The 24,852-nt window shown below is 59.5% G+C and carries 24 protein-coding genes; 9 read left to right on the forward strand and 15 right to left on the reverse strand.

All coding sequences use genetic code 11. The annotated features are described in order from the left end of the window. Positions 1–13: 13 nt before the first annotated feature. The 9 genes from ACSJJT_RS09285 to ACSJJT_RS09325 form a co-directional block, all read right to left on the reverse strand. Positions 14–589 carry a P27 family phage terminase small subunit gene (locus tag ACSJJT_RS09285; protein ID WP_435918026.1) on the reverse strand — a complete coding sequence of 192 codons (576 nt, stop codon included), beginning with the start codon at positions 587–589 and terminating at the stop codon, positions 14–16. Between the two features lie 248 nt (positions 590–837). Further along, positions 838–1,215, reverse strand: a complete 378-nt coding sequence (locus ACSJJT_RS09290) for an HNH endonuclease (RefSeq protein ID WP_435918027.1) — start codon at positions 1,213–1,215, stop codon at positions 838–840. A 585-nt stretch (positions 1,216–1,800) separates the two neighbouring features. Beyond that, on the reverse strand, positions 1,801–2,919 hold the full coding sequence (locus ACSJJT_RS09295) for a trypsin-like serine peptidase (RefSeq protein ID WP_435918028.1): 1,119 nt from the start codon (positions 2,917–2,919) through the stop codon (positions 1,801–1,803). 17 nt (positions 2,920–2,936) lie between these two features. Beyond that, on the reverse strand, positions 2,937–3,467 hold the full coding sequence (locus tag ACSJJT_RS09300) for a hypothetical protein (protein WP_435918029.1): 531 nt from the start codon (positions 3,465–3,467) through the stop codon (positions 2,937–2,939). After that, on the reverse strand, positions 3,464–4,828 hold the full coding sequence (locus tag ACSJJT_RS09305) for an SNF2-related protein (RefSeq protein WP_435918030.1): 1,365 nt from the start codon (positions 4,826–4,828) through the stop codon (positions 3,464–3,466). Before ACSJJT_RS09305 ends, ACSJJT_RS09300 begins: the two co-directional genes overlap by 4 nt. After that, entirely contained in the window at positions 4,809–5,087 is a 279-nt protein-coding gene (locus ACSJJT_RS09310) for a VRR-NUC domain-containing protein (RefSeq protein ID WP_435918031.1), read from the reverse strand. Before ACSJJT_RS09310 ends, ACSJJT_RS09305 begins: the two co-directional genes overlap by 20 nt. A gap of 130 nt (positions 5,088–5,217) precedes the next feature. Then, positions 5,218–7,482: a phage/plasmid primase, P4 family gene (locus ACSJJT_RS09315; protein WP_435918032.1), complete on the reverse strand. Its 2,265-nt coding sequence runs from the start codon at positions 7,480–7,482 to the stop codon at positions 5,218–5,220. Next, entirely contained in the window at positions 7,479–7,922 is a 444-nt protein-coding gene (locus ACSJJT_RS09320; protein WP_435918033.1) for a DUF7768 domain-containing protein, read from the reverse strand. Before ACSJJT_RS09320 ends, ACSJJT_RS09315 begins: the two co-directional genes overlap by 4 nt. Then, positions 7,919–8,686 carry a phage antirepressor gene (locus ACSJJT_RS09325; protein ID WP_435918034.1) on the reverse strand — a complete coding sequence of 256 codons (768 nt, stop codon included), beginning with the start codon at positions 8,684–8,686 and terminating at the stop codon, positions 7,919–7,921. Before ACSJJT_RS09325 ends, ACSJJT_RS09320 begins: the two co-directional genes overlap by 4 nt. Positions 8,687–8,845: 159 nt before the next feature. On the opposite strand from ACSJJT_RS09325, the gene ACSJJT_RS09330 reads away from it, so the two are divergent. Next, positions 8,846–8,992 carry a hypothetical protein gene (locus ACSJJT_RS09330; RefSeq protein WP_435918035.1) on the forward strand — a complete coding sequence of 49 codons (147 nt, stop codon included), beginning with the start codon at positions 8,846–8,848 and terminating at the stop codon, positions 8,990–8,992. Here the strand turns inward: ACSJJT_RS09330 and ACSJJT_RS09335 are convergent. The 6 genes from ACSJJT_RS09335 to ACSJJT_RS09360 form a co-directional block, all read right to left on the reverse strand. After that, positions 8,980–10,941 carry a DNA polymerase gene (locus ACSJJT_RS09335; protein ID WP_435918036.1) on the reverse strand — a complete coding sequence of 654 codons (1,962 nt, stop codon included), beginning with the start codon at positions 10,939–10,941 and terminating at the stop codon, positions 8,980–8,982. The genes ACSJJT_RS09330 and ACSJJT_RS09335 overlap by 13 nt on opposite strands. Positions 10,942–11,029: 88 nt before the next feature. Further along, positions 11,030–11,239, reverse strand: a complete 210-nt coding sequence (locus ACSJJT_RS09340) for a hypothetical protein (protein ID WP_435918037.1) — start codon at positions 11,237–11,239, stop codon at positions 11,030–11,032. Positions 11,240–11,256: 17 nt separating this feature from the next. Continuing rightward, positions 11,257–11,811 carry a DUF2815 family protein gene (locus ACSJJT_RS09345; RefSeq protein ID WP_435918038.1) on the reverse strand — a complete coding sequence of 185 codons (555 nt, stop codon included), beginning with the start codon at positions 11,809–11,811 and terminating at the stop codon, positions 11,257–11,259. A gap of 25 nt (positions 11,812–11,836) precedes the next feature. Next, complete coding sequence (locus ACSJJT_RS09350; RefSeq protein ID WP_435918039.1) at positions 11,837–12,256, reverse strand: DUF2800 domain-containing protein; 420 nt, start codon at positions 12,254–12,256, stop codon at positions 11,837–11,839. Then, the gene (locus tag ACSJJT_RS09355; protein ID WP_435918040.1) at positions 12,253–12,489 is read right to left on the reverse strand and encodes a hypothetical protein; all 237 of its coding nucleotides are present in this window, start codon (positions 12,487–12,489) and stop codon (positions 12,253–12,255) included. Before ACSJJT_RS09355 ends, ACSJJT_RS09350 begins: the two co-directional genes overlap by 4 nt. A 96-nt stretch (positions 12,490–12,585) precedes the next feature. Continuing rightward, positions 12,586–13,125 (reverse strand): sigma-70 family RNA polymerase sigma factor, encoded by a 540-nt coding sequence (locus ACSJJT_RS09360; protein ID WP_435918041.1) that lies wholly within the window; start codon positions 13,123–13,125, stop codon positions 12,586–12,588. Between the two features lie 408 nt (positions 13,126–13,533). Between ACSJJT_RS09360 and ACSJJT_RS09365 the strand changes: the two genes are divergently transcribed. The 8 genes from ACSJJT_RS09365 to ACSJJT_RS09400 all read left to right on the forward strand — a co-directional run bounded on the left by ACSJJT_RS09365 (position 13,534) and on the right by ACSJJT_RS09400 (position 24,821). After that, entirely contained in the window at positions 13,534–14,667 is a 1,134-nt protein-coding gene (locus tag ACSJJT_RS09365) for an ABC-three component system protein (RefSeq protein WP_435918042.1), read from the forward strand. Continuing rightward, positions 14,664–14,891 (forward strand): ABC-three component system middle component 7, encoded by a 228-nt coding sequence (locus ACSJJT_RS09370; protein WP_003853191.1) that lies wholly within the window; start codon positions 14,664–14,666, stop codon positions 14,889–14,891. Before ACSJJT_RS09365 ends, ACSJJT_RS09370 begins: the two co-directional genes overlap by 4 nt. Positions 14,892–14,934: 43 nt before the next feature. Next, positions 14,935–16,614, forward strand: a complete 1,680-nt coding sequence (locus ACSJJT_RS09375) for a DUF2326 domain-containing protein (protein WP_435918043.1) — start codon at positions 14,935–14,937, stop codon at positions 16,612–16,614. After that, complete coding sequence (locus tag ACSJJT_RS09380) at positions 16,611–16,844, forward strand: helix-turn-helix domain-containing protein (protein ID WP_435918044.1); 234 nt, start codon at positions 16,611–16,613, stop codon at positions 16,842–16,844. The genes ACSJJT_RS09375 and ACSJJT_RS09380 overlap by 4 nt, the downstream gene beginning before the upstream one ends. A 147-nt stretch (positions 16,845–16,991) precedes the next feature. Then, positions 16,992–17,171 (forward strand): hypothetical protein, encoded by a 180-nt coding sequence (locus tag ACSJJT_RS09385; protein WP_435918045.1) that lies wholly within the window; start codon positions 16,992–16,994, stop codon positions 17,169–17,171. A 54-nt stretch (positions 17,172–17,225) separates the two neighbouring features. After that, positions 17,226–18,971: a site-specific DNA-methyltransferase gene (locus tag ACSJJT_RS09390; RefSeq protein WP_435918046.1), complete on the forward strand. Its 1,746-nt coding sequence runs from the start codon at positions 17,226–17,228 to the stop codon at positions 18,969–18,971. A 15-nt stretch (positions 18,972–18,986) separates the two neighbouring features. After that, complete coding sequence (locus ACSJJT_RS09395) at positions 18,987–21,959, forward strand: restriction endonuclease (protein ID WP_435918047.1); 2,973 nt, start codon at positions 18,987–18,989, stop codon at positions 21,957–21,959. A gap of 123 nt (positions 21,960–22,082) precedes the next feature. Then, positions 22,083–24,821 carry an SNF2-related protein gene (locus ACSJJT_RS09400; RefSeq protein ID WP_435918048.1) on the forward strand — a complete coding sequence of 913 codons (2,739 nt, stop codon included), beginning with the start codon at positions 22,083–22,085 and terminating at the stop codon, positions 24,819–24,821. Positions 24,822–24,852: the final 31 nt, after the last annotated feature.

The following is a 24,852-nucleotide window of genomic DNA, read 5'->3' on the forward strand; positions in this document are numbered from 1 at the left end:
GGGATGAGAGGCCTTAGGAGGAGGCTTTGAGCAGCTGCTCCATGACCTCATCGCCTGGCGTGGTGCCGGAGTAGTCGGTGGTGCAGGTGGCACGCACGATGTCGAAAATCTCGTACCAGTACACGTTGGCCTGCTTACCGAAGCTCTGGCTCATCGCCACAAACGGGCTGGCGATCGCAGCTCCCGTGGTGGGGTGTTTGCCGAGCAGTCCGAACTTGCTGATCGCCTGCTCACACTGGATGTAGCGGGCGAACGCCTGCGCGTACTGCTCAATCAAGCGTTTGGAGACGAACTCGGTGCAGCCGCGTTCATCCAGCCAGTTCCACGTCTCCCGGTACACCAGGTCTGCACCGAGCGGTTGGCCGTCGCGCTGCTCAGCCGAGAGGTATGCGCCGGGTTCTGGCATCGGCTCGCCTGCGAGCAGCGCACCATCGCCGATGTCGGTGCCGTCCAGATCGAACACATCGAGTTCGGTCGGTGTGGTGAGCCGGGTGGCGGGACGACCTGCAGCGAGCTTGTCGTTCAAAGCATCAGGCTTAGTGCCCGCTCGTACCCTGCGTCCACCACGATTGGTGCCATCTTTGGCCATGGTCTCGCCTCCTTCCGAGGGTGTCGTGCCCTGATGTGGAGGGCGCGAGGGGTCAATACCCCGTTTGATTCGGCGGTTTTGCGCACGGTTGGCCCCGCCCGCTGACCTCCAGACAGGTCGTAGAGATCCGATGGCCCCAACCCCAAACCAGACGCGCCACGTTGCGCCGTAAACGTCGAACAAGAAGCAGGGCGACAACTTTGAGGTCGGCGGTATTTGAGGCGCACAGGCCGCGATTCCAAGAAAAATCAGTAGGTGTAGACCTGGGGTGCTTGCCTCCACCGGTCACCGTCCAACGCGCTCTGGCGCGAGTGGCAGGGCTTACAAAGCGACCGCAGGTTAGCAAAGTCGTGGCTGCCGCCATGTTCCAAGGGCAGGACGTGGTGGACCTCTTGGACTGGGGTGATGCGGCCAGCTGCTAGGCAGTCTTCGCACAATGGGTGGGCGGCGATGTAGGCGGCGCGGATCTTGCGCCAGCGCGAGCCGTAGCGTCGGTTGATCTTCGGGTCGCGTTGGTACTTGCGGTAGCGCTTGACCTCAGTCTTCGCGTGCTTGGAGCAGAAGCGGTCGTGGGTTAGCTCTGGACAACCGGGAGCCGAGCAGGGGCGGGCTGGTTTCTTCGGCATCGCACCCACCACCCTTTCTGCCTGGGTAAAGCGAAACCCTCCGGTCAGCTGGCGTGCTGTCGTCCCGGAGGGTTTCGCTTTTCTATATTTTCAACCACTTACAGTATTTCAGGCCCACACCACTAAATCCATAGCAGGGTTCGGATACTCGCTAACGCATGGGTGCAGCTAGCGAGTATCCGTGCAGGAATGTCCCGCACTCGAGTAGTTAGGGGTTTAGCTCAACTTCTCTTGCAGGCAAAGCGTGGACGTCTAAGTTTTGTGCTGGAGCTTCAGTTGTAACAGTAAGTTTTTCGATCCTACCTACAGCCGTGCAGTGCTTTGGCGCATCCGGTAGCACTCCCTCGACAATTGCAACCTCAATGCGCCCATTAGCTTCCTTGGTAACAATGCGTAGTTTGAAACACTTGGGGTCACCCGTGTTAGCAGTGAAAGTCAGCTCATGTGAATCTGTAACTTCATGCTTTGTCCAGTTTATTATCTTTTCCGAATGCAGATTAGCGTCGCTGCTCGAACACCCGCACAGCATAGCAAAGGCTCCCAGAAATACTATGAGTCGTCTTCCTTTTTTCATCTCGGTGGGTATTAATCGTTCCGGGTGGAGTTATATAGATTCATTACCGCATCATCAAAATACGGGCCACCATTATAGGAGTTATCTTCTGGCCCGAACGATGTAACTGAGCGAACGTGCCCCAAGCCTGTGGAATTGTTGTAGTCATCTATCCAAGGGCCTCCGGAAGATCCGCCTCCAAAATCGCATCCCGTAATCTTAGGGAAGCTGCTCGTCCACCACCTGTGCGTTGTAGTTCTTCCCCAGCAAGCCCACATTCTCTCGCCCTCATCAAGGTTTCCAGGATATCCAAATACGGTGACATCAAAATTCCGCGATCCCCCGGTCCTTAAACCGTATCCACCGACAGCATCTACGACCTTCTGCCCTGAGGCATTCATGTAGGTGGTAACAAATGCTACGTCTCTTTCGAAGCCCCGTCTGCCCTCGCCGTTATCTATCCATCCTTGAAAAGTGGTGAGAGTTTTCGCTTGGAACGTCCCATAAGGCCGATGGTCATAGTGATAATCCGGAATAAACACCCAGTTCTTATGCCATGTCCCGTTCTTGCCACCACCATGCACGCAGTGCCCAGCAGTGATAACCAAGCGCTTCGAAGGACTGTTTAAAGCAGACCCAGAACACATGTAATCCTGCCCATCTTTCGCATTAGTGAAGAGAACCTTACCGTTAACTTCAGAAAAATTAGTTACTGAACGAGTGCTGCGTTCCTGAATTTTTCCGACACGCCCAGAAACGGGATCGCTTAGCACTCGTTGCGGCGAGACTGCATCGGTTGGAGGGAGTGCTTCCCTTGTTGCGTAGTTGTTACTACTAGCGAAAGCGTCTGCCGGGATGGCATTATCAATTCTGTCCTGAGTCCAATAGTCTATAACACGCGGATCGGCCTCGCTTGCCTCAGACGACCTATTCCTTGGAACATATTGATCATCAAAAGAAGTCGTTGCAGCAGCAGAAACTACTTGATCATCACGTGTTCCCTCATCGGGAGGACTCGCGTTAGCAACACCGCCGCCTAGCACTAAAGCGCTTACAGAAAATACGACGACTGCGCCCTTTTTCAAAGCACTTAATCCAGAAATCATGGATCTTCCTTCCTGTGAATTAATGTGACGATTGAAAACCTTCAAGCCCAAAAACTTCCTCCTTAGATAATCCTAACTTTACGGGAAACTTGGTTGCGGAGGGATCTTTTTGCAACATATTTCCTTACGTAACGCCTACCATACAACGCGGTGGCGAGGCGATCCAGGGCCCGGTTCTTTCGCCGGTAGACGCTGTCGCGCTGAATATAGAAGTGGTCGCCGATCATTGCCACTCGCTCGTCTTGACTGCCTTCACCCAAGAAGAAGTTCTCTAGCACGAACCTGTCGTCCTCACTGAGTATCGCCCAGGCGGGTAGGAACCAGTCCAGGTACTCGCGTGCTTCCTTTTTGCGGGCAGCGAGCAGGTTGATTTTGTCGAGGGTGGCTGCGATGCGGTGTTCACCTGCATGAGGATCTTTCGCGTGCGGAACACCCGTGATCCTCGCGCTCGCGGGGCTGGCGAGGTCAGCCCTCAGCTGGTCGGCCTCAGCGCTAGTGTCCTGGGCGGCTGCTTGCTCCATTAATGGATAGTCTTCTAGCGCGCAGATTGCTGCTTTGCGGGTATCGAGGTATTTCGTCATCACATGCATCATGAGTTCTCCTTCGTGGTTGTTAGTTGGGTTTTGACCGCTTCAATCAGCGCGGCCTGCGTCGTGTTCTTGGAATCGAGTGCTTTGAGGACGGCTTCATCGAGAGTGCCGGTGGTGGCCAGGTGGGTGATCGTCACCGGCTGGTCCTGGCCCTGCCGGTAGAGCCTCGCGTTGGTTTGCTGGTAGAGCTCCAAGGACCAGGTCAGAGAGAACCAAACCAGGAGGTTGCCGCCTTGCTGGAGGTTGAGCCCGTGTCCGGCTGAGGCCGGGTGGATCAGCGCCAGCGGAATCTCCCGGCCGTTCCATGCCTTGATGTCGGCGCTGGTTTTCAGCTCGCGGGCCTGCGGGAACCGTTCGGTGATCCGCTGCAGGTCATGTTTGAACCAGTAGGCCACGAGCAGGGGCTGGCCGTTGGCCGCCTCCACGAGGTCTTCGAGCGCGTCGAGCTTGCGGTCGTGCACCTCGATCACGTTGCCGTTCTCGTCGTAGATCGCCCCCGAAGCGAGCTGCAAGAGCTTGCCGGAGAGCGCGGCGGCGTTCGCTGCGTCGACGATCTGCCCGTCGAGGTCGAGCACCATCTCGTCCCGCAACCGCTCATACGCTTCGCGTTCCCTGTCATACAGCGTGACGGCTGTGGTGGTGACGGTGAGTTCAGGCAAGGTCAGGTGGTCGGTGGTGCGCATTGACAACGTAATGTCGCCGATCGCGGCATAAATCTCGTCCTCGGCACCCACCCTGGGTTTGTAGGTGAAGATCTGCATGCCGTTGCGCTTATCCGGAATAAACCAGCGGTTGCGGTAGTGGGAGATGAACCTGCCGAGGCGCTGGCCTTCGTCGAGGAGCCGGAACTCGGCCCACAAATCCATCAAACCGTTGCTCGCGGGCGTGCCGGTCAGGCCCACGATCCGCGCGATCCGTGGGCGGACGGTGGTGAAGGCTTTGAAGCGCTGTGCCCGATGGTTCTTGAAGGAGCTCAGCTCGTCGATGACGACCATGTCGAACGGCCACGTTGACCCGAGCTGTTTGACCAGCCAAGGCACGTTCTCCCGGTTGATGACCGTCACCATCGCGTTCCTGGCGAGCGCGTCCAGCCGGTCGGTCTTGGTGCCGACTGCGATAGCGATCGTCAGCCCTGCGAGGTGATCCCGCTTCTGGGCCTCCGTGGGCCAGGTGTCTCGGGCGACGCGTAGTGGGGCGATGATCAACACCCGGCGAATCAAGAACGAGTCCAGCAGGAGGTTCCAGACTGCGGTCAGGGTGATGACGGTCTTGCCCATACCGAGGCCGAGGAACACGGCGGCTTGCGGGTGGGTCTCGATGAAGGCGGTGGCCTGGGCTTGGTAGTTATGCGGCTGATAGAGCATCGAGCACCTCCCGAATGCCGTCGGTCGAATCGATGACGAGCACGCTCATGCCGTGATCAGTCAGTTGCTTCATGCGGCGGTGTTGGATGGGGCGGGGTTGGCGTCCGGGTGCTTTGAGTTCGACGAAGACGATGCGTCCGCGCATGATGCAGATGCGGTCTGGGACACCGTTGGTGCCGGGGCTGACGAGTTTCCAGCAGATTCCGCCAGCCGCCTCAACGCTGTGTTTCAGGGCTTGTTCGATGTGGTGTTCGTTCATGGGTGGTCCTCTCTGGGAGGCTCCATGACGACCTATGACGATGCGATATGGACTTTTCTATAGGCCTTATTTTTCTTGCCTATAGGAAACTTACATATGGGTCGTCATAGGTCGTCATAAGAGCCATTCGTCAGTTGTCGAATTCGCTTTTCAACGCCAGTCCATGGACGTACATGCCGTGCATGGACTTTTTGCGGATGAAGCCGTGGCGTTCGACGGTGGCGTTGAAGTCGACCATGGGGCGAGCCCACCCGGATGTGGACATCGCCCACGCCCGATACGCCTGATACAACTCACCCGCCCGCTCCGACAGGCCCTCGTCGATGTCGCAGTGGGCGTCGAGGAACTGGGCGAACCAGTTGTTCTCCTCGCGGTACGCTGCCGATGCCGCCACCACCCGTGCCGGAGGGGTCAAGTGGTAGTTTTCGGCGTGGATGAGCCGGGCTCCGTCCATGATCCACGCGAGGATTGCTCCGCCAGCATGCCGGTAGAGGTGGTCGGCATAGTTTTTGATGTCGCTAGTTCCTTCGATTTTGGCTTCGAAGGGGATGACGATCAGCCGCCGCCAAATCCCCGCGTCCATCGCCCCTACACGTGGCAGGTGGTTCGTGTAGAGAATCAACGTGTGGGAGGGGGTGAAGGCGAAGGGTGCCTTGTATTTCTTCTCCGCATAAATCTGGTCAGTTGACGCCAGCTGTTTGACCACGGAGGTTGACATGCGCACGCCCTCCTCCGACTCGGCGGAAATGATGAGGCGTTTGCCTTTGGCTTCAGCGAGTTCGGGTTTGACGTTGCGCATCCCACCGATCGTCAGCACATCAGCGCTCATGTTGCCCGCGTAGGTTCCGAGTACTCTGGCGATGGTGTTCCAGAAGGTGGATTTGCCGTTACGTCCGTCGCCGTAGGCGATGACGAGGGCTTCGACGAACACTTGCCCGATCGCAGCTAGGCCGACGATGCGTTGCACGTAGGCGATGAGCTCGGCATCGCCTTGGAAGAACACCTCGAGGGCTTCTTGCCACAGGTGCGCTCCGTCGGTGCCCGGGTCGAGGGTGGTCTGCTTGGTCACCAGATCTGCCGGGTCATGGTCGCGGCGCGATGCGGCTCCGTGGCGCAGATCGTAAGTGCCTGATGGGGTGTTGAGCAGATACGGGTCGGCATCGAGCTGCTCAGGGGTGGTCAGCAGCATGGGTCGGGCTTCTTTCAGGCAGTTGGTGATCCCGCGTGATTCTCGGCGTTTGAGCGCGTAGGCCGCATAGGTTTTGGCGTCCTCAAAGGCGGCGAAGGCCTCCTGTTGGGCAGCGTTGAACATGGCCTGGGCTTTCGCCTTCGACATCGACGCCAACAACATGGCAGCTCCCGTGGCGGCGAGCTGGCCCTTGGCGTCTTCGAGCAGCTCGTGAGCCTCGGCCAGTTGGCGCTCGGTAAGCTCCTGGGCAACAGCTTGGGCAGCGGGAGCGGATTCGTACCAGACACCGTCGTAATAGACGAGCCAGTCGGTGGCCTCCGAGTAACGCAGCGAGTCCGGGTACGCCTTGGACAGGGCGTGGGCTTGGCCGACGTCGCTGTAATCGGCGGGGCGTACCGAATCCAGGCTCGCCTCGAAATCCTCTGGTGGCACATACCCGGGCTGGTTCTCGACCGTCTTGGCGAACCGGGTGGCCGACCGCCAGATCGGCTCCACCTCCGCCTCGGGCAGTGGCGGGTTGCAGCGGGCGGCCTTGCGGTCGAACAAGTCGCGTGCCTCATCGGTCGTGCCGAGGCGAATCAGCAGCCTGCCAGCAAACCTCGACAAGGTCGCATTCCGGGAGCCTTCTTCGATGGACTGGGTGGCGTCATCCCACTGGGCGAACACGTCCTCATCGGCCGCGTCGGCAAGCCAGGCGTCGATGGTGTGTTCACCCTCGACCACGGTGATACTCGGAGCATTGTGGCCGTAGATGAAGCGGCCTGCGTCGATCGCGTTCGGGTCGAAAAACTCAAACCTGGCAGCAAGCTGCTTTTTCAGCCCCGCATAGGCCTCAGCATCAGCCACGGGGTTTATCGGGAAGTAGACGTGGAAGCGGGGTCGTGCCGACTGGGCACCTTTCGCTCTCTGGTGGTTGCGGGAGGTGGCGGTCATCAACGCCGCACCCGCCACTCGCTCAGCTAGGGACTCCGGCGTGATCCATTCAGCGGGCTCGTCGGTATGGGAGTTGTCGACGTCCATGACCAGGCAGTTCGAGGTCACGAAACTGCCAGCCGAGCGCCTGCCACCTACGTATTCGGCAACCACATGATCCAGCCTGGCGACTGCTTCGAGGTCGGCTGCAGTGGTCACGGTGTGCAGGTGTGGGTAGTGGGCGTTGCTTTGCTGGCCCGCCACCTGCGCGGTGAACATCGTCATCGCCTTCATAGGGTGACCTCCTGAAAGTCAGCGTCGAGATAGGTGATCGGCAGCTCGAGGTGGTGGGCCCATTCGATCTCGGCGCGCATCCCTGCCGAGACGCGGGCCGTGTAGACCCAGATCGCCTCGCACTTGCTCAAAAGAATTCGGTTGAAGAACATCGCCAGCTCACGGTCGCTCGCGTCGGTGTCGTCCATGAACTGCGGAAACAACAGGTGCGGTGCGAGCGGGATCTTGTGCCGGGACACCGCGTGAGCACACAACGCGCGAGCCAGCTCGACGTTGTTCTCGATCTCTCCGGAGTACGGGGAGCAGATGTAGACCAGGGGCCGGTAGCCGTACTCGGCGCGCTGGAGATTCTTCAGCGCTGTGAACGCGGTGGGGTCTGGGTAGCCCTCCGTGTTGTGGGGCGAGAAGCCCAGGTCGATGTTGACAGCAGTCGTCGTCATGCCACGCCGTCGTTCTGCTCGATGACCGGCAGCAGGCCGAACTGGTTCTTCAAAAGGTCGTAGACGAACAAGCGACCCTTCTGGGTCCAGTACATGTGCGTGCGGGTCTTGCCCTCGTCGTACTCGTGGGTCTTGGACTGCGTGTAGCCCTGCTCGGCGAACCGGGCGTAGAGGAACCAGCGGCCGGACTGCCTGAACTGCACCCCGGCGTCGTGCAGCAGCAAGTTCAGCTTCTTCGCCGACAGCCCGTAGTCCTTGGCGATCTCCGTGATGGTCAGCAGCGAGTCCGACTGGAGCACAAGGTCGTAGTAGGAGACCTTCGGGGCGGCCTCGAGCAGGGCCTGCTCGGCTGCCAGTCGCTTGGCCCGCTCGGAGCGAAGCTGGATGATGGCACGCTCGAGGAACTCGTCGTTGTCCAAGAGCTCGTCGAGGGCGTAGACGCCGTGGCGGCGGATCGTCGGCAGGACCTCATCGACAACCCAGGCTTCGAAGTCCTGGGCTGCGGGGAGCTTCGAGGAGAAGATGAGCCGGTACAGGTCACCTTCGGTGATGAACCGGGCTTCTTGAGCGCGCCCGAGCGCATCGACGATGGGGTAACGAAACGGAACCCCACGGCAATGATCCTGAATCGCCTTGCTGGTATTGGTGTATCCAAGCGCCGTGACCACATCACGGCCGCAGAAATACACCTTGTCCTCATGCTCGACAGTTCGGATCGTTCCAAAGGCATCATTGGTGAATACCTGAAGATCTCTCGTAGCCATGTCTGGCTCCTTTCTAGGAAGCCGTCGATGAATACGCAGAGAGGTATGGCTTCCTAGTAGGAGGGCTTCGAGGAGACCCATTTGATAACCGACCCTCGAAAAGTCGCACCGGGTTTACCCAGCCGACAACCCACCTACCCGCCGGGCAGACTCGCCGCCATGGACAAAGCGACCGTGATGCAGGTGCTGGGATTGATGGACGAGGAGATGGTGTTCGAGTGGAGCTACCAGCTGCGCTGTGACCCGCGCCCACAGGCCCAGGAGCTCTACGAGCTGGTGCTCAAGTATCTGGCTCAGTCCTTTTGATAGAAATCGCACGCGTACCCGTCTGCCGCTAGCGGCAACCCTGCTGCCCAGTCAGGCACGGCAGCCATCAGCTCGCAGATCTCGTCCACGGTGGCCGTTGCGGTCTCCACGACGATCTCGTCATGAACGTGCATGACGATCCGATGCCCAGCGCGATCGACCTGGTGCATGCCGAACGTGAGCAAGTCTCGGGCGACGGCTTGGACGATGTTCTCGGTGAGTTTCCCACCGTAGGTTTCCAGCTGGCCCCACTTGCGACCCGTCGTGATGCCCTCGTGGGTGATGGCAGTGCCACCGAACCTGTTCTCACCCAGCTTGGGTTTCACGTAAGCCAGGCGGCGTCCGGAGGGCAGGCGGATGAACATGATCCCGGATTCCACGGTGAAGGTCAGTGCCCCAACGCTGGTCGGCTGGCGGGTAAAGATGGCCTCGATGGCGGCGGCGTTGATGTCGGCCCACAGCTGCACCACGCTGGGGTTGGCTGCCCGCCACGCATCGACCAGCGGCTGGAGCTCGGATTCAGCCAGCCCCATCCGCAGCGCCCCCATGGCTTTCAGGGCTCCGACGCCGCCTTGATAGCCGCAGGCGAGCACGGCGATCTTGCCTTTCTGGCGCAGCTCGGCGTTGGCTCCGTGCTTGTCGACGGGGACTCCGAACATGCGGCTTGCGGTCTCGCAGTACAAATCCTTCCCGTCTCGGAAGGCCTGCAGCGTGGTGGTCTCGCCTGCAAGCCAGGCGATGACCCGCGCCTCAATTGCGGAGAAGTCGGCCACCACGAACCGGTGCCCGTCGGCGGGAATAAACGCAGTGCGGATCAGCTGGCTGAGGGTGTCGGGCACGGAGTCGTAGAGCAGCTCGACCGCATCAAAGTCTCCGGTCCGCACGAGGCTTCTGGCCTCACTGAGGTCTGGTAGGTAGTTGCGGGGCAGGTTCTGGACTTGGACGAGGCGGCCAGCGAAACGCCCGGTTCGTCCAGCCCCGTAGAACTGGAGGAACCCGCGTCCGCGCCCGTCACGACCTGCGACGTGTTGCATCGCCTCGTACTTCTTCACCGACGACTTCGCGAGCTCACCGCGCAGCTGGAGGACTTCACGCACCTCACCAGTGGCGCTGTCGAGCGCGGCAGCGACTTCGTCTTTCGTCAATGACTGCAAGGGCGCACCATGAGCGGCGAGCCACTCTTTCAGCTGGATTGGCGAGTTCGGATTCTCCAGCCCGGTGACCTCTTGAGCCCGGGCCAGCGTGGTGGCGCGGTGCTGCCGGTCGCACTGGACCGCGTTGTCCACGAGCACCCGGTCGAGCCGGATGCCGGTGTCGTTGACGCGCTGGTCCAAGGCGTAGGTGTCCCACTCAGACGCTGGGAGCGGGAAGTCGGCCAGCCGGTCATAGATCGCAAGCTCCACCTCGACGTCGCGCCGGTTGTAGGAGATGAACTGCTCCCACCCGTCCGGGTCGGATGCAGGCGGGTTACGCATCCCGCCCTGGTTGAACACGCTCGGTTTGGCCGGGGTGCAAAAACGGGTGATCAGTTTCTTGCCCGCACTGTCTTTTCGTACCGGCAAGTCAAGGACGGTCGCGACCTGCTCCAGGCTCATCGGCAGGCCCAGGTAGGCGGACCAGACCATGGTGCAGCGCCACTGCGCAGGGTCCAGAAACCTGCGCCCCGCCATGAGCTCTGGATGGTGTCGGAGGAGCCAGCTTGAGAGGCAGATGCGCTCGAACGCGGCGTTGAACGCCCACTTCACTACGCGCGGGTCGACCAGTGCGGCCAGCACCTTATCGGGGAGTTGCTGTCCGTTGGCGAGATCGACGACCTCGACCGGGCCGCCGTCGATCGAGTAGCCGAACAAGAGGAGATCGAAGTCGTCGTGCTCGGCATAGGGGTACACACCGGATTTCGCCAGGTTCACCGGCGAGAAGGTCTCGATGTCAATGAAGAGTTCACGCATGCGCAACAGCTCCTAGAAAACAATGAGTGCTGGGAGGAGACCACACCCCAGAGAAGTGGGCGTGGTTCCTCCCAGCACGGGTGAGGAGTTAGCGGTCGTGGTCAGCGCGGTACTTCTTGAGCTCGGCCTCGGTGTCAGTCATGAGCTTGTCGATGCGTTTGCGATCCTGGCGGATCGCCCGCCGTTCGGCAATCGCAGAGGTGACCTTGATGACAATGAGACCGAGGACAGCGCCAACGAGCAGTGCCACGACTGTGGTGGTGTTTGCGGACAGCGCCGCTGAATAACACTCGTTCATGATGCTTCTCCGCTCTTCTAGCTGAGGAAGTCGTCCGAGGCTGCTGCGAAGCCTCCGAAGTCGGCCTCGGCGCTGATGCGGTTGCCGCCAAGCGGTTCGCCATCACGCAGCTTCTGGATGTTGCCCAGCCCGCAGGCGATACCCCGGTTGCCGTTCGTGTTGAACGCGTAAAAGCTGATGCTCACCCGTGCGTAGCAGCCCGAGTAGACTTCGCTGGCGTCCAGGATGGGCTGCAGGTCAGTACCCACGACCTGCGGCGGGGTGGTCGAGTTGGCGTTGACGAACATCGCGTTCGCATAGGCCTCGTCGTCGCGCTCGATGTCACCGTCGCGCAGCGGGAGCTTCAAGGCGGCCTTGTTCGGTCGCTTGCCACCGAACTTCGCCGCCCCGGCATCGATCGCCGCGTCGATGGCGCGTTCGATCTTGGCCAGGGTCTCGGTGTCAGACTTCGGGATGATCAGGGACACGGAGTACTTGGGCTTACCGCCCTGGATGGACTTCGCCTCGAAGATGTTGGCGTAGGACAGGCGGACTTCGCCGGTGACCACACGGGTCGGATTCGTTGCAGACATCTTGTCTTACCTTCTTTCTTGTTCGTTACTTGATGGCAGTGAATTCGTTGGCCGCTGACTGGATCTCCAGTGCGGGCCTCTTGTCGGATTCGGGCACGAGCGTGGGCTTCCCGGCGGGTTTAACCACGAGGTCCCCGAGAAGAGTGGTGAAGCGCTTCTTGCCCAGCTGCTTCTCCAGCGCGGTGATGGTCTTGAGCTTGCGATCCCACACACCGACACCGGCTGCCTCGGCCGCCTGGGCGACAGCGGACTCGTCGGCGTATTTGCGGATCGAGCGGCCTTCGACGAGCTTGAACCCGGGCCAGGTCTTGCCCTGGTTCACCGCCAGCGACAGCGCGTGCGCTTCCACGTCGGCAGCCCAGGCCTTCAGGTCCGGCAGCTTGGCCAGCACCTGTGCGATCCGGTTCAGCGCCGGGATGTAGCGGTTCGCTTCGGTGACGTTCACGCGGCATCACCACCGCTCCGGGTAACACCAACGGCGCGAGCCAGCGCAATGAGGTCGCCGTCATCACCGTGCTGAGTGATGGTGACCTGGCCGACGCTGTCGCCGGGGACGACCACAGTGAAATCCTTAGCCTCACCGAGAATGAGTCGGGCAAGTCGTTCACGCAGGGGGACCCGGCGCAGACCCACGACCTTTTCACGGGTCGCCAGGTCGAGATTCAATTGGTGCCGCATCAGCGGACCTCCCTTCCTATGCAAGACCCGGAACCGGAACTGGCTGGGGTGGCCTTGCATAGGAAGGGCTTCGGGCAGTGCGGATTTATAACCGATCTAGGACAGAAGCTCGCGCAGGCGTGCTTCGGTCTTCTTCAGCCTCTTCGCCACCGCTGGTTGAGATATGCCCAATACGCGAGCGATCTGGGATTGGGTATAGCCGTGCATATGAATGCCAAACACCACCAGGCGATCCTTCGGGTCGAGGCTCGCCAAGGCCTCACGCACCATCTCTGCAGTCGCCCAGGAATCCGCAGGGTCCTCGCCCTCATGAGACACGGCAACGTCAACGACGGACAGCTCATCATCGTCGTCCCTTGCAGATACGGACCGATAGGTGGTGTTACGAAGGTGCTGCTTGGCGTTGTTGTAGTCGTGCTTACTCAGCTCGTCACAGATCTCATGAATGCTGCGACGCTCTACCTGTCCTGGATCTGCCGCTTCCTGGCGGCGCAGTTCGAGATCACGCTCCACCATGATCTCGGCCTTGTCAGCAGTAATGAAATACGTCGCGCTGCTAGTGGGATAGCGTTCACTAACTCCTTCTGTTCGCTCGAACCTGAGCTGGATCTTGATAGTTTTCGGCTCGGTAGCCATTGAGGGGGAATCCCTTCCGTGAAGGGAGACCCGCGTGTGCGCGTCAAGTTCGAAGACGAGTGGCTAAGCGCAGAAAGGCGGACCCCGCGACCAACCCCGGTTGCCAGGGGGTGGTCGCAGGTATCCGCCAAGCGCTTAGCGAGTCTCCGTATGAACTTGTTTTCGGTTGACGACCAGGCCGTACGCTTCCCGATCAAGACACCTGGCCAGTCGCACGGCTTGCACGCTCGTGTTGAGCCGCAATTTGTCGGCGGCTCACGGTACGATGTGAAGAACGTCTTCACGTTCGCGGTGACCGCGGCTGGCCGTGGTATCTGGTTAAAACCCTAGAAATCGGGGTCTACCAGGCCGTGAGAAAGCGTGAGGCGAATCTGTGAGGAACCGTGAGGCTTTTTGGCAAGGAGGGCGATGAAGTTCTTTGAACTGGCTAAATGCCTCGAGCCTGCTGTGCCCGGAGGGCTTTCGCGTGCCCCGTATATGCGTGAACTGATCTCGATGTTCACCACCGTCACCGAAGACGAATGGGACACCCACCGAGACCCATCGACACTGCCGTCAGATTCGGTTCTCGAGTCGATGACATCCCGCGATTCGGCATTCTCCAAAAAGCTTGCCAATGCGATCTGCGCTCGCCTCGACATCAACGCCTTCATCGAGCGCCTTTACGAGTTGGATCTGGCTACCCAGGAACTCATCGCCCAGAACATCGCCGCCCACGACGAACACGTAGATTTGAAACACTTCGCCTACGACGTCGCAAAGCTGCTCGTCGGCACCCTCCACGACAAAGCCGGGCTCTCCGACAAGACCGCCACGGTGCTCAAGCGGGGTAAAATCCACGCTGCGCTCACCAAGAACCGTGACTTACTTCTGACGCGCTCACGTGGCTGCGCCACTTGCGGCACGCCGCTTCGGACCCGGTCTCACGATTCCTCACAGGTCTCCTACGACATCGTCTTTCTCGACGACGCCACCGAGCCTTTTAGCGCGGATCACTTCGCTGTCATGTGCAAGCCGTGTGCGGAACGTTTCAACCTCGCCCACACTGACGCCGAGATTGCCGAGCTACGCGCCCACAACCGAGCACTCACCGCAGCAGAAAGCGTCGACGAGGGTCTTGCTCCGCTCGGGCTGGACCGCAAGATCAGCCAGTTGCTCGCTGTCATCAACCAATTGCCTTTCGAAGAGGCGGTCCGCGACACGGATTACAGCGTGATGACGTTGCAACAGAAGATCGACGACATGGCACTGCTACGCCTGTGTTTCGATGCGATGGCCACTTACGAGCCAGTCGTCCGCAACACCGCCAAGGCCCTCGAAGCTCAAGGGGACTTCAAGTTTTCGAAGATGCGCCGTCAGATTCAATCGGCGTGGGACGTCTTGGACGACAGCGGCATGAGCCAGTACGACATCTGGCAGCGCCTAACCGCATGGATCCACGAGCACACCGAGGTTGACCGGTACGCGTGCGGGGTTGTCGTGGCGTTCATGATCCAGATCTGCGACCTGTTCACACCAAGGCAAGTGACGGTGAGCGCATGATCCGACTCCCGAACAAGCTCTACCGCTTCAACGAAACCGTCCTCGCCGATTTCGTCACCATCATGCGCAGCCTCGATACTGCGCCCATGAGCGTCGCCGAACTTCACGACCGCCTCGAGGGGCAGATGGCGACCGAGGACATGATCGACGCCCTCACACTGCTGCTCACGCTCGGCACCCTCAGCCTCGATACCGACCAAGGGGTGATCGCTCGTGCTCACTAGACTCTGGTCCCCAGCCTTCAAACACCACGGTGAGAAACGGCCGGTGATTGAGTTCCATGCCGGGCTGAACATCATCGAAGGCGCAGACGGGGCGCAAAACTCGATCGGCAAGTCCACCGTTCTGCAAATCATCGACTTCGTCTACGGTGGCCGCGATTTCTTGAGCTCGGATGCGGTCACGATGGCCACGGCGGTACGACACCACATCATCTATTTCACGCTGCGCATCCACGGCACTAACCACCACTTCTCCCGCGACACCTCACGTCCCGGATTCGTCGCCACCTACCAAGACCCCGGCTGGACTATCCCCGGCGACGAGATGTCGATCGATAAGTACATGGGTTTCCTGCTCACCTCCTACGGACTCGACGAGGCGGGCACCACGTGGCGCGACCTGGTGGGCCGATTCTCCCGCGTCGATGAATCCGGGATTGCGATGCTCGACAAGCCCCTCGCCGCAGCCCCACGAGAGAGCGACACCAGCGGCGCGGCAGCGCTACTACGGTTGTTTGGTGCGTATGCGGAAATAGAGGAAATCCAGGACCGATACGCAAGAGTGCGCCGCGAGGTCGATGCGCTCGATGCGATGGCGAAGGGCCAGTACTCCAACTACATCAAACTCACCAAAAAGACCGACCGCGACCAGGCAGAGCGTGAGCTCGCTGAAGCGAAGGCTGAGGCAACGCGTGTCCATCGACAGGCCGATCTTGACCTGTTCGATGCCGACCGCAAGGCCCGCCAAGAACAACAGCTCCTCCGCGCCCAGCTGCGGCCCTTGACTGAGCAACTCGACCAGCTGACAGGGAAGCTGGCGATCGTGGAAGCCACCCTCGCTGGTCGCACTCGCATCACCACCGATGATCTCGAAGAGTTCTACACCTACTTCCCCCATGCAAACCGCGAGCACCTGGAAACCGTCGAGTACTACCACCATGCTCTCACCGGCATTCTCGAAGAACAGCTCACCGAACAACGCCGCCTCTACACCACGCAGGTCGAGGCCCTGAAGCGGGAAATCCGGGCACAGCAAGCAAGGATCGTCTCGCTCGGCGAATCCGTGCAACTCGATGATGAAACCTACCAACGCTCCCTCGAACTGCACACGAAGATCACCCAGCTTGACGAGCAGATCCGCACCTTCGACCACAACCAGAAGCTCAAAGAAGAACGCAAAGCCCTCAAGAAGGAGATCGAGGAAAGCATCCCCGCTACGCTCGGTGAACTCACCACGCAGATCAACGCCGAGATGCGAGACGTGATGGACGCCTTGTATCCAAGCGAACCACGGACGGCCCCGATCTTCACCTTCAAAGCCGTCACCAAAGGCGTCTCCTACACCTTCGACCACAACGGCGACACCGGCTCCGGTGCGAAATTCAATCACCTCGTTGCTCTCGACATCGCCGTCTTGCGCTCCACACCGTTGCCGTTCCTCATCCACGACTCAGCCATCATCAAACTGATTGCATTCGCTCCCGTCGCGGAACTCCTTGCCGTCTACACCAACACCGCAAACCTCACCAGCAGAGCGGGCGAGCCGAAGCAAGTGTTCTTCTCCTTCGACGCCACCAAGGCTTACGGCACCAAGGCCGAAGAACGCGTCGCCCCAGCCCAAGTCATCCATCTCGGCGAAGGCGCCGCGGCCCTCTACGGCTTCACCTGGAACACCGAAACCGACTCTGACAGCCCGCAGGCCAGCGAAGGATACCTGGAGCAATGAAGATCACCTTCAAACCACTGTGGAAACTCCTCATCGACCGCGACATGACCAAAGAAGACCTCCGACTCGCCACCGGCCTGTCCGCAGCCACCATCGCCAAGATGGGCAAAGACGGCAATGTCACTACAGAGGTTCTTGCCAGGATCTGTACCGAACTGAACTGCAACCTCGAACAAATCGCCTCGATCGCCCCAGCCAGCCACGACGAGAAAGGCGAGCGCGATGAGTAGAGGACTGACATCCGCCGGTCTCTACCTGGAGAAACGGGCAATGGGAATGCGCCCACGCAGCCCGGCACCGGAGCCGACCAATCAGACAGCATTCAGCGGCAGTACCGCCGCAGGCACCCCGACTTTCACGAACCCATGGAGCAAGCAATGACCGAAGAACTTAACGAAGTCTCAAGTACTACCCCTGACTTCACCACGGAAGCCGCATCCCAGCTCGCTGAACTCTTTCCTGAGGTTGTAGCCGATGGAAAGATTAATCTCGACACTCTCAAGACGATTCTCGACATAGATGTCGAGGAAGGTCGGGAGCGATTCGGTCTGACATAGCCGGGCAAGCGCGATGCAATTCGCGCCGCCCAAACGCCCACCACCGCAACCTTGATGCCAGACAAGGAGAACTCAGTCAACTGGGACACCACCCAGAACGCCTTCATCGAGGGTGACAACCTCGAAGTGCTCAAGATCCTCCAAAAGCACTACTACGGGCAGATCAAGATGATCTACATCGACCCGCCGTACAACACCGGCAACGACTTCGTCTACGCCGACGACTACGCCGACTCCATCGGCAACTACCTCGAACTCACCGGCCAAATCGACGAAAGCGGCAAGCTCTCCACCAACTCCGAATCCGCCGGACGCTTCCACTCCAACTGGCTAAACATGATGTACCCACGCCTCAAACTTGCGCGAAATCTCTTGAAGAATGACGGCGTGATCTTCATCAGCATTGACGATAATGAGCAAACCGCGCTAAGGACACTTTGCGATCAAGTATTTGGCGAAAGCAACTATGTGAATACGTTTGCTTGGGTAAGCAACCCTAAGGGTCGACAGATTTCAGCCAATGGTGCCGCAATCACGAAAGAGTACATACTCTGCTATGCGAGAGATCGACGATTTGCCCCCGAGTTTGATGTGCGAATTAACTTAGTAAAGCCATTGATGCCGGAAACATACAAAGGATTCGACTATGAGCTCAATTCCGACGAGCTCGGCCCCTTTATTGTCAAGAACGAGCTTTACAATTCAAATTCAAAATTCAATGAAGAGACTCGCCCCAATCTAGTATTTGACATCTACTACGACCCCAACAGCGGAGAAGTGAGAACTGCAGACAGAAGCGAGGTTCACCTATACCCGGGATTCGTGAAAATACCACCAAAGAAGAACAATAACGGAACTCATAACTACCATGCTTTTCGCTGGAGTCGCGAAAAGATTGCTGAGGAAGGTAGTGAGCTCTACTTTCGCGAGGCTGGTGATGGCAAGTGGCGTGTCTACACCAAAGTGCGCTCCATCGATCAGACGATCCTGAAGGACACAATTACTGGCCTAACAACAACAACCGGCGCAAATGATCTAGAAAGTGTCGGCATACCTAAGACTTACTTTGATCACCCTAAGCCTGTAAAACTGATCCAGGTTCTCCTTGAAGCGTCCGGGGTGAAGTCTGGCGACACAGTTTTGGACTTTTTTGCTGGATCCGCGACCACAGCGCACGCCGTGTTTGCGTCAAATGCCGAAACAGGTGACCACCGCTCTTGTATTTTAGTTCAGCTCCCAGAACTAACTGACGCACAATCCGACGCTCACAGAGCAGGATACGAAACAATTTCTCGGATTTCTCGTGAGCGTATCCGTCTAGCGGGCAAGAAGATCCTTGAGGAAGAAGGTTCAAAGCTTGACGGCCGCACAGACACGCTGGATATTGGTTTCCGTGCCTACAAGCTCGTGGACACGAATTTCACGAAGTGGAAGGCAGACTCAGGTCTCTCCGAAGATGACCTGGTTGGTTTGTTCGCAGATCTTGCTGATTCGGCTGCTGATCATGCCCGCCCCGAGGCGCTGCTGACTGAGGTGTTGTTGAAGCTGGGATTCTCGCTGACAGAGAAGATCGAAACTGTGGACGTTGAGGGTCTCACTGTGTTCAGTGTCGCCGATGGCCTCGTGATGGCCTATCTCGATGAGCACACGCAGCCGACTCTGGATCAGCTACGTGCACTGGTCGCGAAAGAGCCCGAGCGGCTCGTGACCCTCGAGGATGCGTTCCAGGGCAATGATGAGCTGAAGACGAATCTGGTGCAGGAGTGCCGCACCCGCAATGTTGATCTGTGGACGGCGTAAGGCGAGGACTGAGTGATGCGTTTTCAGTTTGATCCCCGGCAGCCCTACCAGACCAGCGCCATCGAGGCTGTCACGGATCTGTTCGATGGGCAGCCTGCCGATGCCGACCAGCTCTTGACGAGCTTGCAACATCTTCCGCCCCAGCAGTCCCTGGACCTGCCGGACTTTGGCAACCAGGAAGCTTTCGACATCTTCGAAGAGATCGGCGCATATGGCAACAACCTCGTCCTAGACGAGGACACGATCGTGGAGAATCTGCGCCGGGTGCAGGACCGCAACGGCCTGGAGATCAACAAGGGCCTGGTTGATGGTTCGCAGTTCGACATCGAGATGGAAACCGGCACCGGCAAGACCTACGTGTACCTGCGTACCGCGTTCGAGTTGGCGTCGAAGTACAAGTTCCACAAGTACATCATTTTGGTGCCGTCGGTCGCGATCCGTGAGGGCGTGAAGACGAGCATCGAGTTGATGCGCGAGCACTTCCGCCACTTGTACCCGCAAATCAACATGGATTACAGCGTTTACTCCGGTGACCGAGCTGAGGACGTACGGGATTTTGCCACGGCCACGTCGCTGCAGTTCCTGGTGATGACGATCGACTCGATCAAAGGCGACAAAAACACCCGCATCATCCACCAGATGCGCGACAAGCTCTCAGGACTGCGGCCTCTGGACTTCTTGCAGGCGACACGTCCGATCGTCATCATGGACGAGCCGCAAAACATGGAGTCCCAGCTCTCCCAGTCCGCCGTCGCCGACCTAAACCCGCTGTGCACACTGCGCTACTCGGCAACCCACCGGACCACTCGCAACGTGGTGTACCGGCTCGATCCGCTGGATGCGCACCGGCTGGAGTTGGTGAAGAAGATCGTCGTCTCCGACGCCCTGGAGATGGGCAGCGCGGCGAAGCCGTATGTGAAGTTGCTGGAGGTCAAGCGCGACCCGTCGTTCAAAGCAAGCCTGGAGTTGATCTGCCGTAAGAAAGATGGCTCGTATGCCAAACGGAAGGTCTCCGCCACCCAGGGTGCCGATCTGGAGCGACTTTCTGGTGGTAATCCGGCGTATGAGGGGAATTGGCGGATCAACGAGATCAGCATCCAACCCGAGCAAATCGAGCTCACCAACCACGGATATCTGCGGGTGGGTGAGGCGATTGGCGATAACCAGGACGCTGTGTTCCGGGAGATGATCCGCGAAACCATCCGTGAGCACATCCGCAAGGAGACCCAGGTTCACGAGCACGGTATCAAAGTGCTGTCGCTATTCTTCATCGACAAGGTCGCCTCCTACCTCGGAGAGGGCATCAACAACCTCGATGCACGCGGCCCGTTCGCCGAGGCCTTCGACGCGATCTATGTCGAGGAGCGAGCGAAGAACCCGGCCTCGCACGCGTTCCTGCCCGAGGATCCGGTGGAGGTGCGCTCGGGGTACTTCGCGCAGATGAAGGCCGGGAAGGGTAAGAACGCCCAGCTCACGTTCAAGGACACGACAGGTAAGACGAAGGCCGATGATGACGCTTACGAGCTGATCATGAAGGACAAGTCTCGCTTGCTCAGTATGGATGAGCCGGTACGGTTCATCTTCTCCCACTCCGCTTTACGTAAGGGGTGGGATAACCCGAACGTGTTCCAGATCTGCACGCTGCGCGACATGTCGACCGAGACCGAGCGCCGCCAGACTATCGGACGCGGCCTGCGCCTGCCCGTGAACCAGGATGGTGAGCGGATCAAGGATGCGGGCACCGCACAACTCACTGTCGTGGCGAACGAGTCCTACAAGGCATTCGCGTCCGCGCTGCAAGATGAGTACAAGCAGGCTGGTGTGGCGATCGGATACGTGCGTCGGACCGAGTTCGCTGCGTTGCCTGTTGTTGATGAGGTCACTGGTAAGGAGATGCGGTTGGGGACGAAGCGCTCTGGCGAGATCTGGGAGTCGCTCCACAGCCAGGGTTACATCAACGCCGCAGGTGAGGTGATGGGCACGTGGGTGCCAGACCAGCTGGGCTTCACCGTAAACCTTCCTGAAGAGTTCGCGGTTTACGAGGAAGACGTCATCCGGATCGTCGATGGCTGCAAGATCGAAACGATTATCAAGCAGAAGCGCAAGCGCCAGCCCCGCACCCTCAACAAGCAGGTCTACGCCACCCCCGAGTTCGAAGAGTTCTGGGAAGCAATCACCGCGCGCACCACCTACCGGGTCGCCCTCAACCGAGCGGACCTCATCAGCCGAAGTGTGGCGAGTATTCAGCAGGCGCCGCAGATCGATCCGATCCGTATCCAGGTCACCCGCACGGGGCTTGAGATCACGCGTGGCGGCCCGAAGGGCACGGAACTGGGCTCCCGGTCCACCGTGCTCACGGGCTCCTACCCACTGCCGGACATCATCAGCCAGCTGCAGGAGGCGACCTCACTGACCAGGAAGACGATCATCGAGATCCTGATCGGCTCCGGCCGTATCGGAGATTTCCTCACGAACCCGAATGCTTTCATCAAGATGGTCACCGAGCGCATCGAGACCGAGCTCGCCCACACCCTCATCGATGGGATCCAGTATGAGCCGATCGGCGGCTCCATCTACGAGCTGCGCGAACTCCAGGCCGATGGGCTGGAGGAGAAGGATCGTTTCATCGACCAGCTGTACAAGGTCACGAACAAAGAGAAGACGGACTTCGACTACCTCGTGCTCGACTCGGCAGTGGAGCGACAGTTCGCCCAATACCTGGATGGGCGTGAGGACATCAAGTTGTTCATGAAACTGCCCGACAAGTTCCGAGTGCCTACACCGGTGGGTGATTACAACCCGGACTGGGCGATCATCAAGGTTGAGGACGGCACCGAGCACCTGTACCTGGTGAGGGAAACGAAGTCGAGCCAGGACCCGGCGAAGCGCCGCCCGAACGAGAACGCGAAGATCAAGGCCGCGATGAAGCACTTCGCCGCGATCGGCGTGGATTATGCGGTGTCGGCCCCTGAACGGTGGGAAATCTAAGGGGAGCGACCTAGCGTGCAGTATGTGAGTGACTATCAGGCCAAGCTCTACGCCCACGAGCTCGACCGCTCCTATGCCTCCGACCATGTCGGCAAGCTCGCTGGGCTGCTGTTCGATGCGCAGGTGGAGCCCAAGCCCCACCAGGTCGACGCCGCCCTGTTCGCCCTCCAAACCCCGTTCTTGGACGGGGTGATCCTTGCCGACGAGGTCGGGCTTGGTAAAACGATCAAGGCCGGAATCGTCATCTCCCAATACTGGGCACAGCGCAACCGGCGCATCCTCATCATCGCGCCATCGTCGCTGCGCCAGCAGTGGAAGCAGGAACTCGACGAAAAATTCGCCCTCCCTGCAAGCCTGCTCGACCGCACCAACATCGACGAGTTGACCGGTCCTGGCGCGAAGGATCAGATCCTGATCTGCTCGTATGAGTTCGCGAACTCGCAGACTACGAAGATGATCCGTACCTGGGATCTCGTGGTCTGCGATGAAGCCCACCGCCTGCGCTCCCACTGGACCGGGCAAGCCAAGATCGCTGCAAACGTCGCCCGCATCTGCCGCGCCGCCTCGAACACCGTCATGCTCACCGCGACGCCGCTGCAGAACCGGCTCGAGGAACTCTACGGGCTGGTCTCGGTGTTCGCGCCGGACTACTTCCATTCTCTCGAGGCATTCAAGGAACGCTACCTGGACAACCCTGACGGGGTCGGTAACGACGACCTCGCCCAGCGGGTCGCGATGGTGGCGAAACGGACGCTTCGCAAGGATGCGGATAAGTACATTCGCTTCACCGAGCGCATGCCGCTGACCGTCGCGTTTACCCCGAGCGATGCCGAGATCGAGCTGTACGACAAGATCAACGAGTACCTGCAGCGGCCGTTTCTGTGGGCGTTCGCGAAATCCCAACGCCACCTGTCCGCGCTGATCATGCGCAAACGCCTCGGCTCCTCCTCCTACGCCGTCGCCTCCACTCTGGAGCGCACCGCAGACCGCCTCGAAGCGGAAGTCCGCGCCGGACGCCGACGCAACGACGCCGGTGGTTTCGTCGGTGACCCAGATGTCACCAGCGAGCTGCGGGAAGAAGCAGAAAACACCCCGGTCACCTCTGAGGTTATTGACCCGGAGCAGCGCCAGGCGATGCTCAGCGAAGTCGAAGAGCTGCGCGAGTTCGCGGCGCTTGCCCGTTCCATTACTGTCAACCAGAAGGCTGTGAAGCTGGTTGATGCGCTCGAACAGGGCTTTGCGAAGCTGCGCGAGATTGGTGCGCCGGAGAAAGCGATCATTTTCACCGACTCCACCGTCACCCAGGACTACCTCGCCCGATCCCTCACCGAGGCCGGATGGGGCGAAGGCCTCGTCTTGTTCAACGGCACCAATACCAGCCCGGAAGCCAACTCGATTTACAAGCGGTGGCTCGAGGAGAACGAGGGCGGTGATCTTGTCACAGGTATTCCTGCTGCGGACCGGCGTAAAGCCCTCGTGGATGAGTTCCGTGAACGCGGTCGGCTCATGATCGCGACCGAGGCTGCCGCCGAAGGTATCAACCTGCAGTTCTGCTCGATGCTGGTCAACTATGACCTGCCGTGGAACCCGCAACGCATCAAGCAGCGCATTGGCCGCGTGCACCGCTTCGGGCAGAAACACAACGTCGTGGTCGTCAACTTCTCCAACAAGGGCAACCTCGCCGAAGAGCGCATCTTGGAGCTACTCACGGAGAAGTTCGAGTTGTTTACCTCCGTGTTCGGCGCCTCCGACGAGGTTCTCGGCCAGATCGAAGACGGCCTGGATTTCGAGAAGAACATCGCCCACATCCTTGACAACTGCAAGACCTCTGCCGAGATCGATGCCGCTTTTACTGCGCTCGAAGCGAAGTATGCGAAGCAGATCAATCGGGAGATGAAGAAGACCCGCGCCAAGGTGTTCGACAACCTCGACCCGAAGGTGCGTGACAAGCTCAAGTCCTACGACGCCCAAACCGGCGTCGTCCTCAACGCCTTCGAGCGCCTCCTCATCGAAGTCACGCGCCACGAGCTGGGCAACATCGCCACCTTTAACGAGACCGGCACCCAATTCACCCTCAAGGACGCCCCAGAAGAGGGCATCCCGACCGGCGAGTACTACTTCAAGTCCGAGCCGCGCAAAGGCGCACACCAATACCGGTATGCCAGTGAGCTATGTGCGTGGGTGATCGAGCATGCGAAAAACCACGACACTCCACCGGCCCACCTCACGTTTCAGGTCAAAGGCTCCGAACGCGCCACGACGGTCGCGAAGCGGCTCAAGAAGAAGTCCGGGCGGTTGCGGATCGAGGAAGCTACCTTCACCATGAAGGCAGGCAAGCAACAACTGCGCGAGTCCTACCTGCTGAGCGCCGGGTTCATTGACGATGGCACCCCGATGGACCATGAACAGGTCCGCGACCTCCTCGACCTCGCCTGCACCAACATCACCGCAGGTGCGGTTGACGACGCCGGGTTCGAGGACGCCCTCGACGCTCAACGCGCTGAGCTTGGGCAAGACGTGGAGGGTCGCAACGCTGGGTTTTTCCTCCAGCAGGAAGAACTCATCGAGGCAGCCCGTCTGGACCACAAAGCGAAGTTTGACGCGAAGATCCGCGAATACCAAGCCAAAGAGACCACTGCGAAAAAGGCCGCCCGCAAGGCGACCAGCGCCACCGAAGAGCTCAAGCTCAAGCAAGAAGCCCGCCAGTGGCGACGCAAGATCGACGACGCCGAGGATGAATACCGCACCGAACGCAACCGGCTGCGCGACGAGTCCGAGGAGTACCTCGACAGCGCCCGCGATGCCCTTAATGCCAGCGAGAACCGTCGCGAACTGTTCACCATCACCTGGGAGGTGATCTGACGATGTGTGTCGTTGAGAAAGGTGCGACTGA

The organism is Cutibacterium nasicola, assembly GCF_051303185.1.
Taxonomy (GTDB): domain Bacteria; phylum Actinomycetota; class Actinomycetes; order Propionibacteriales; family Propionibacteriaceae; genus Cutibacterium.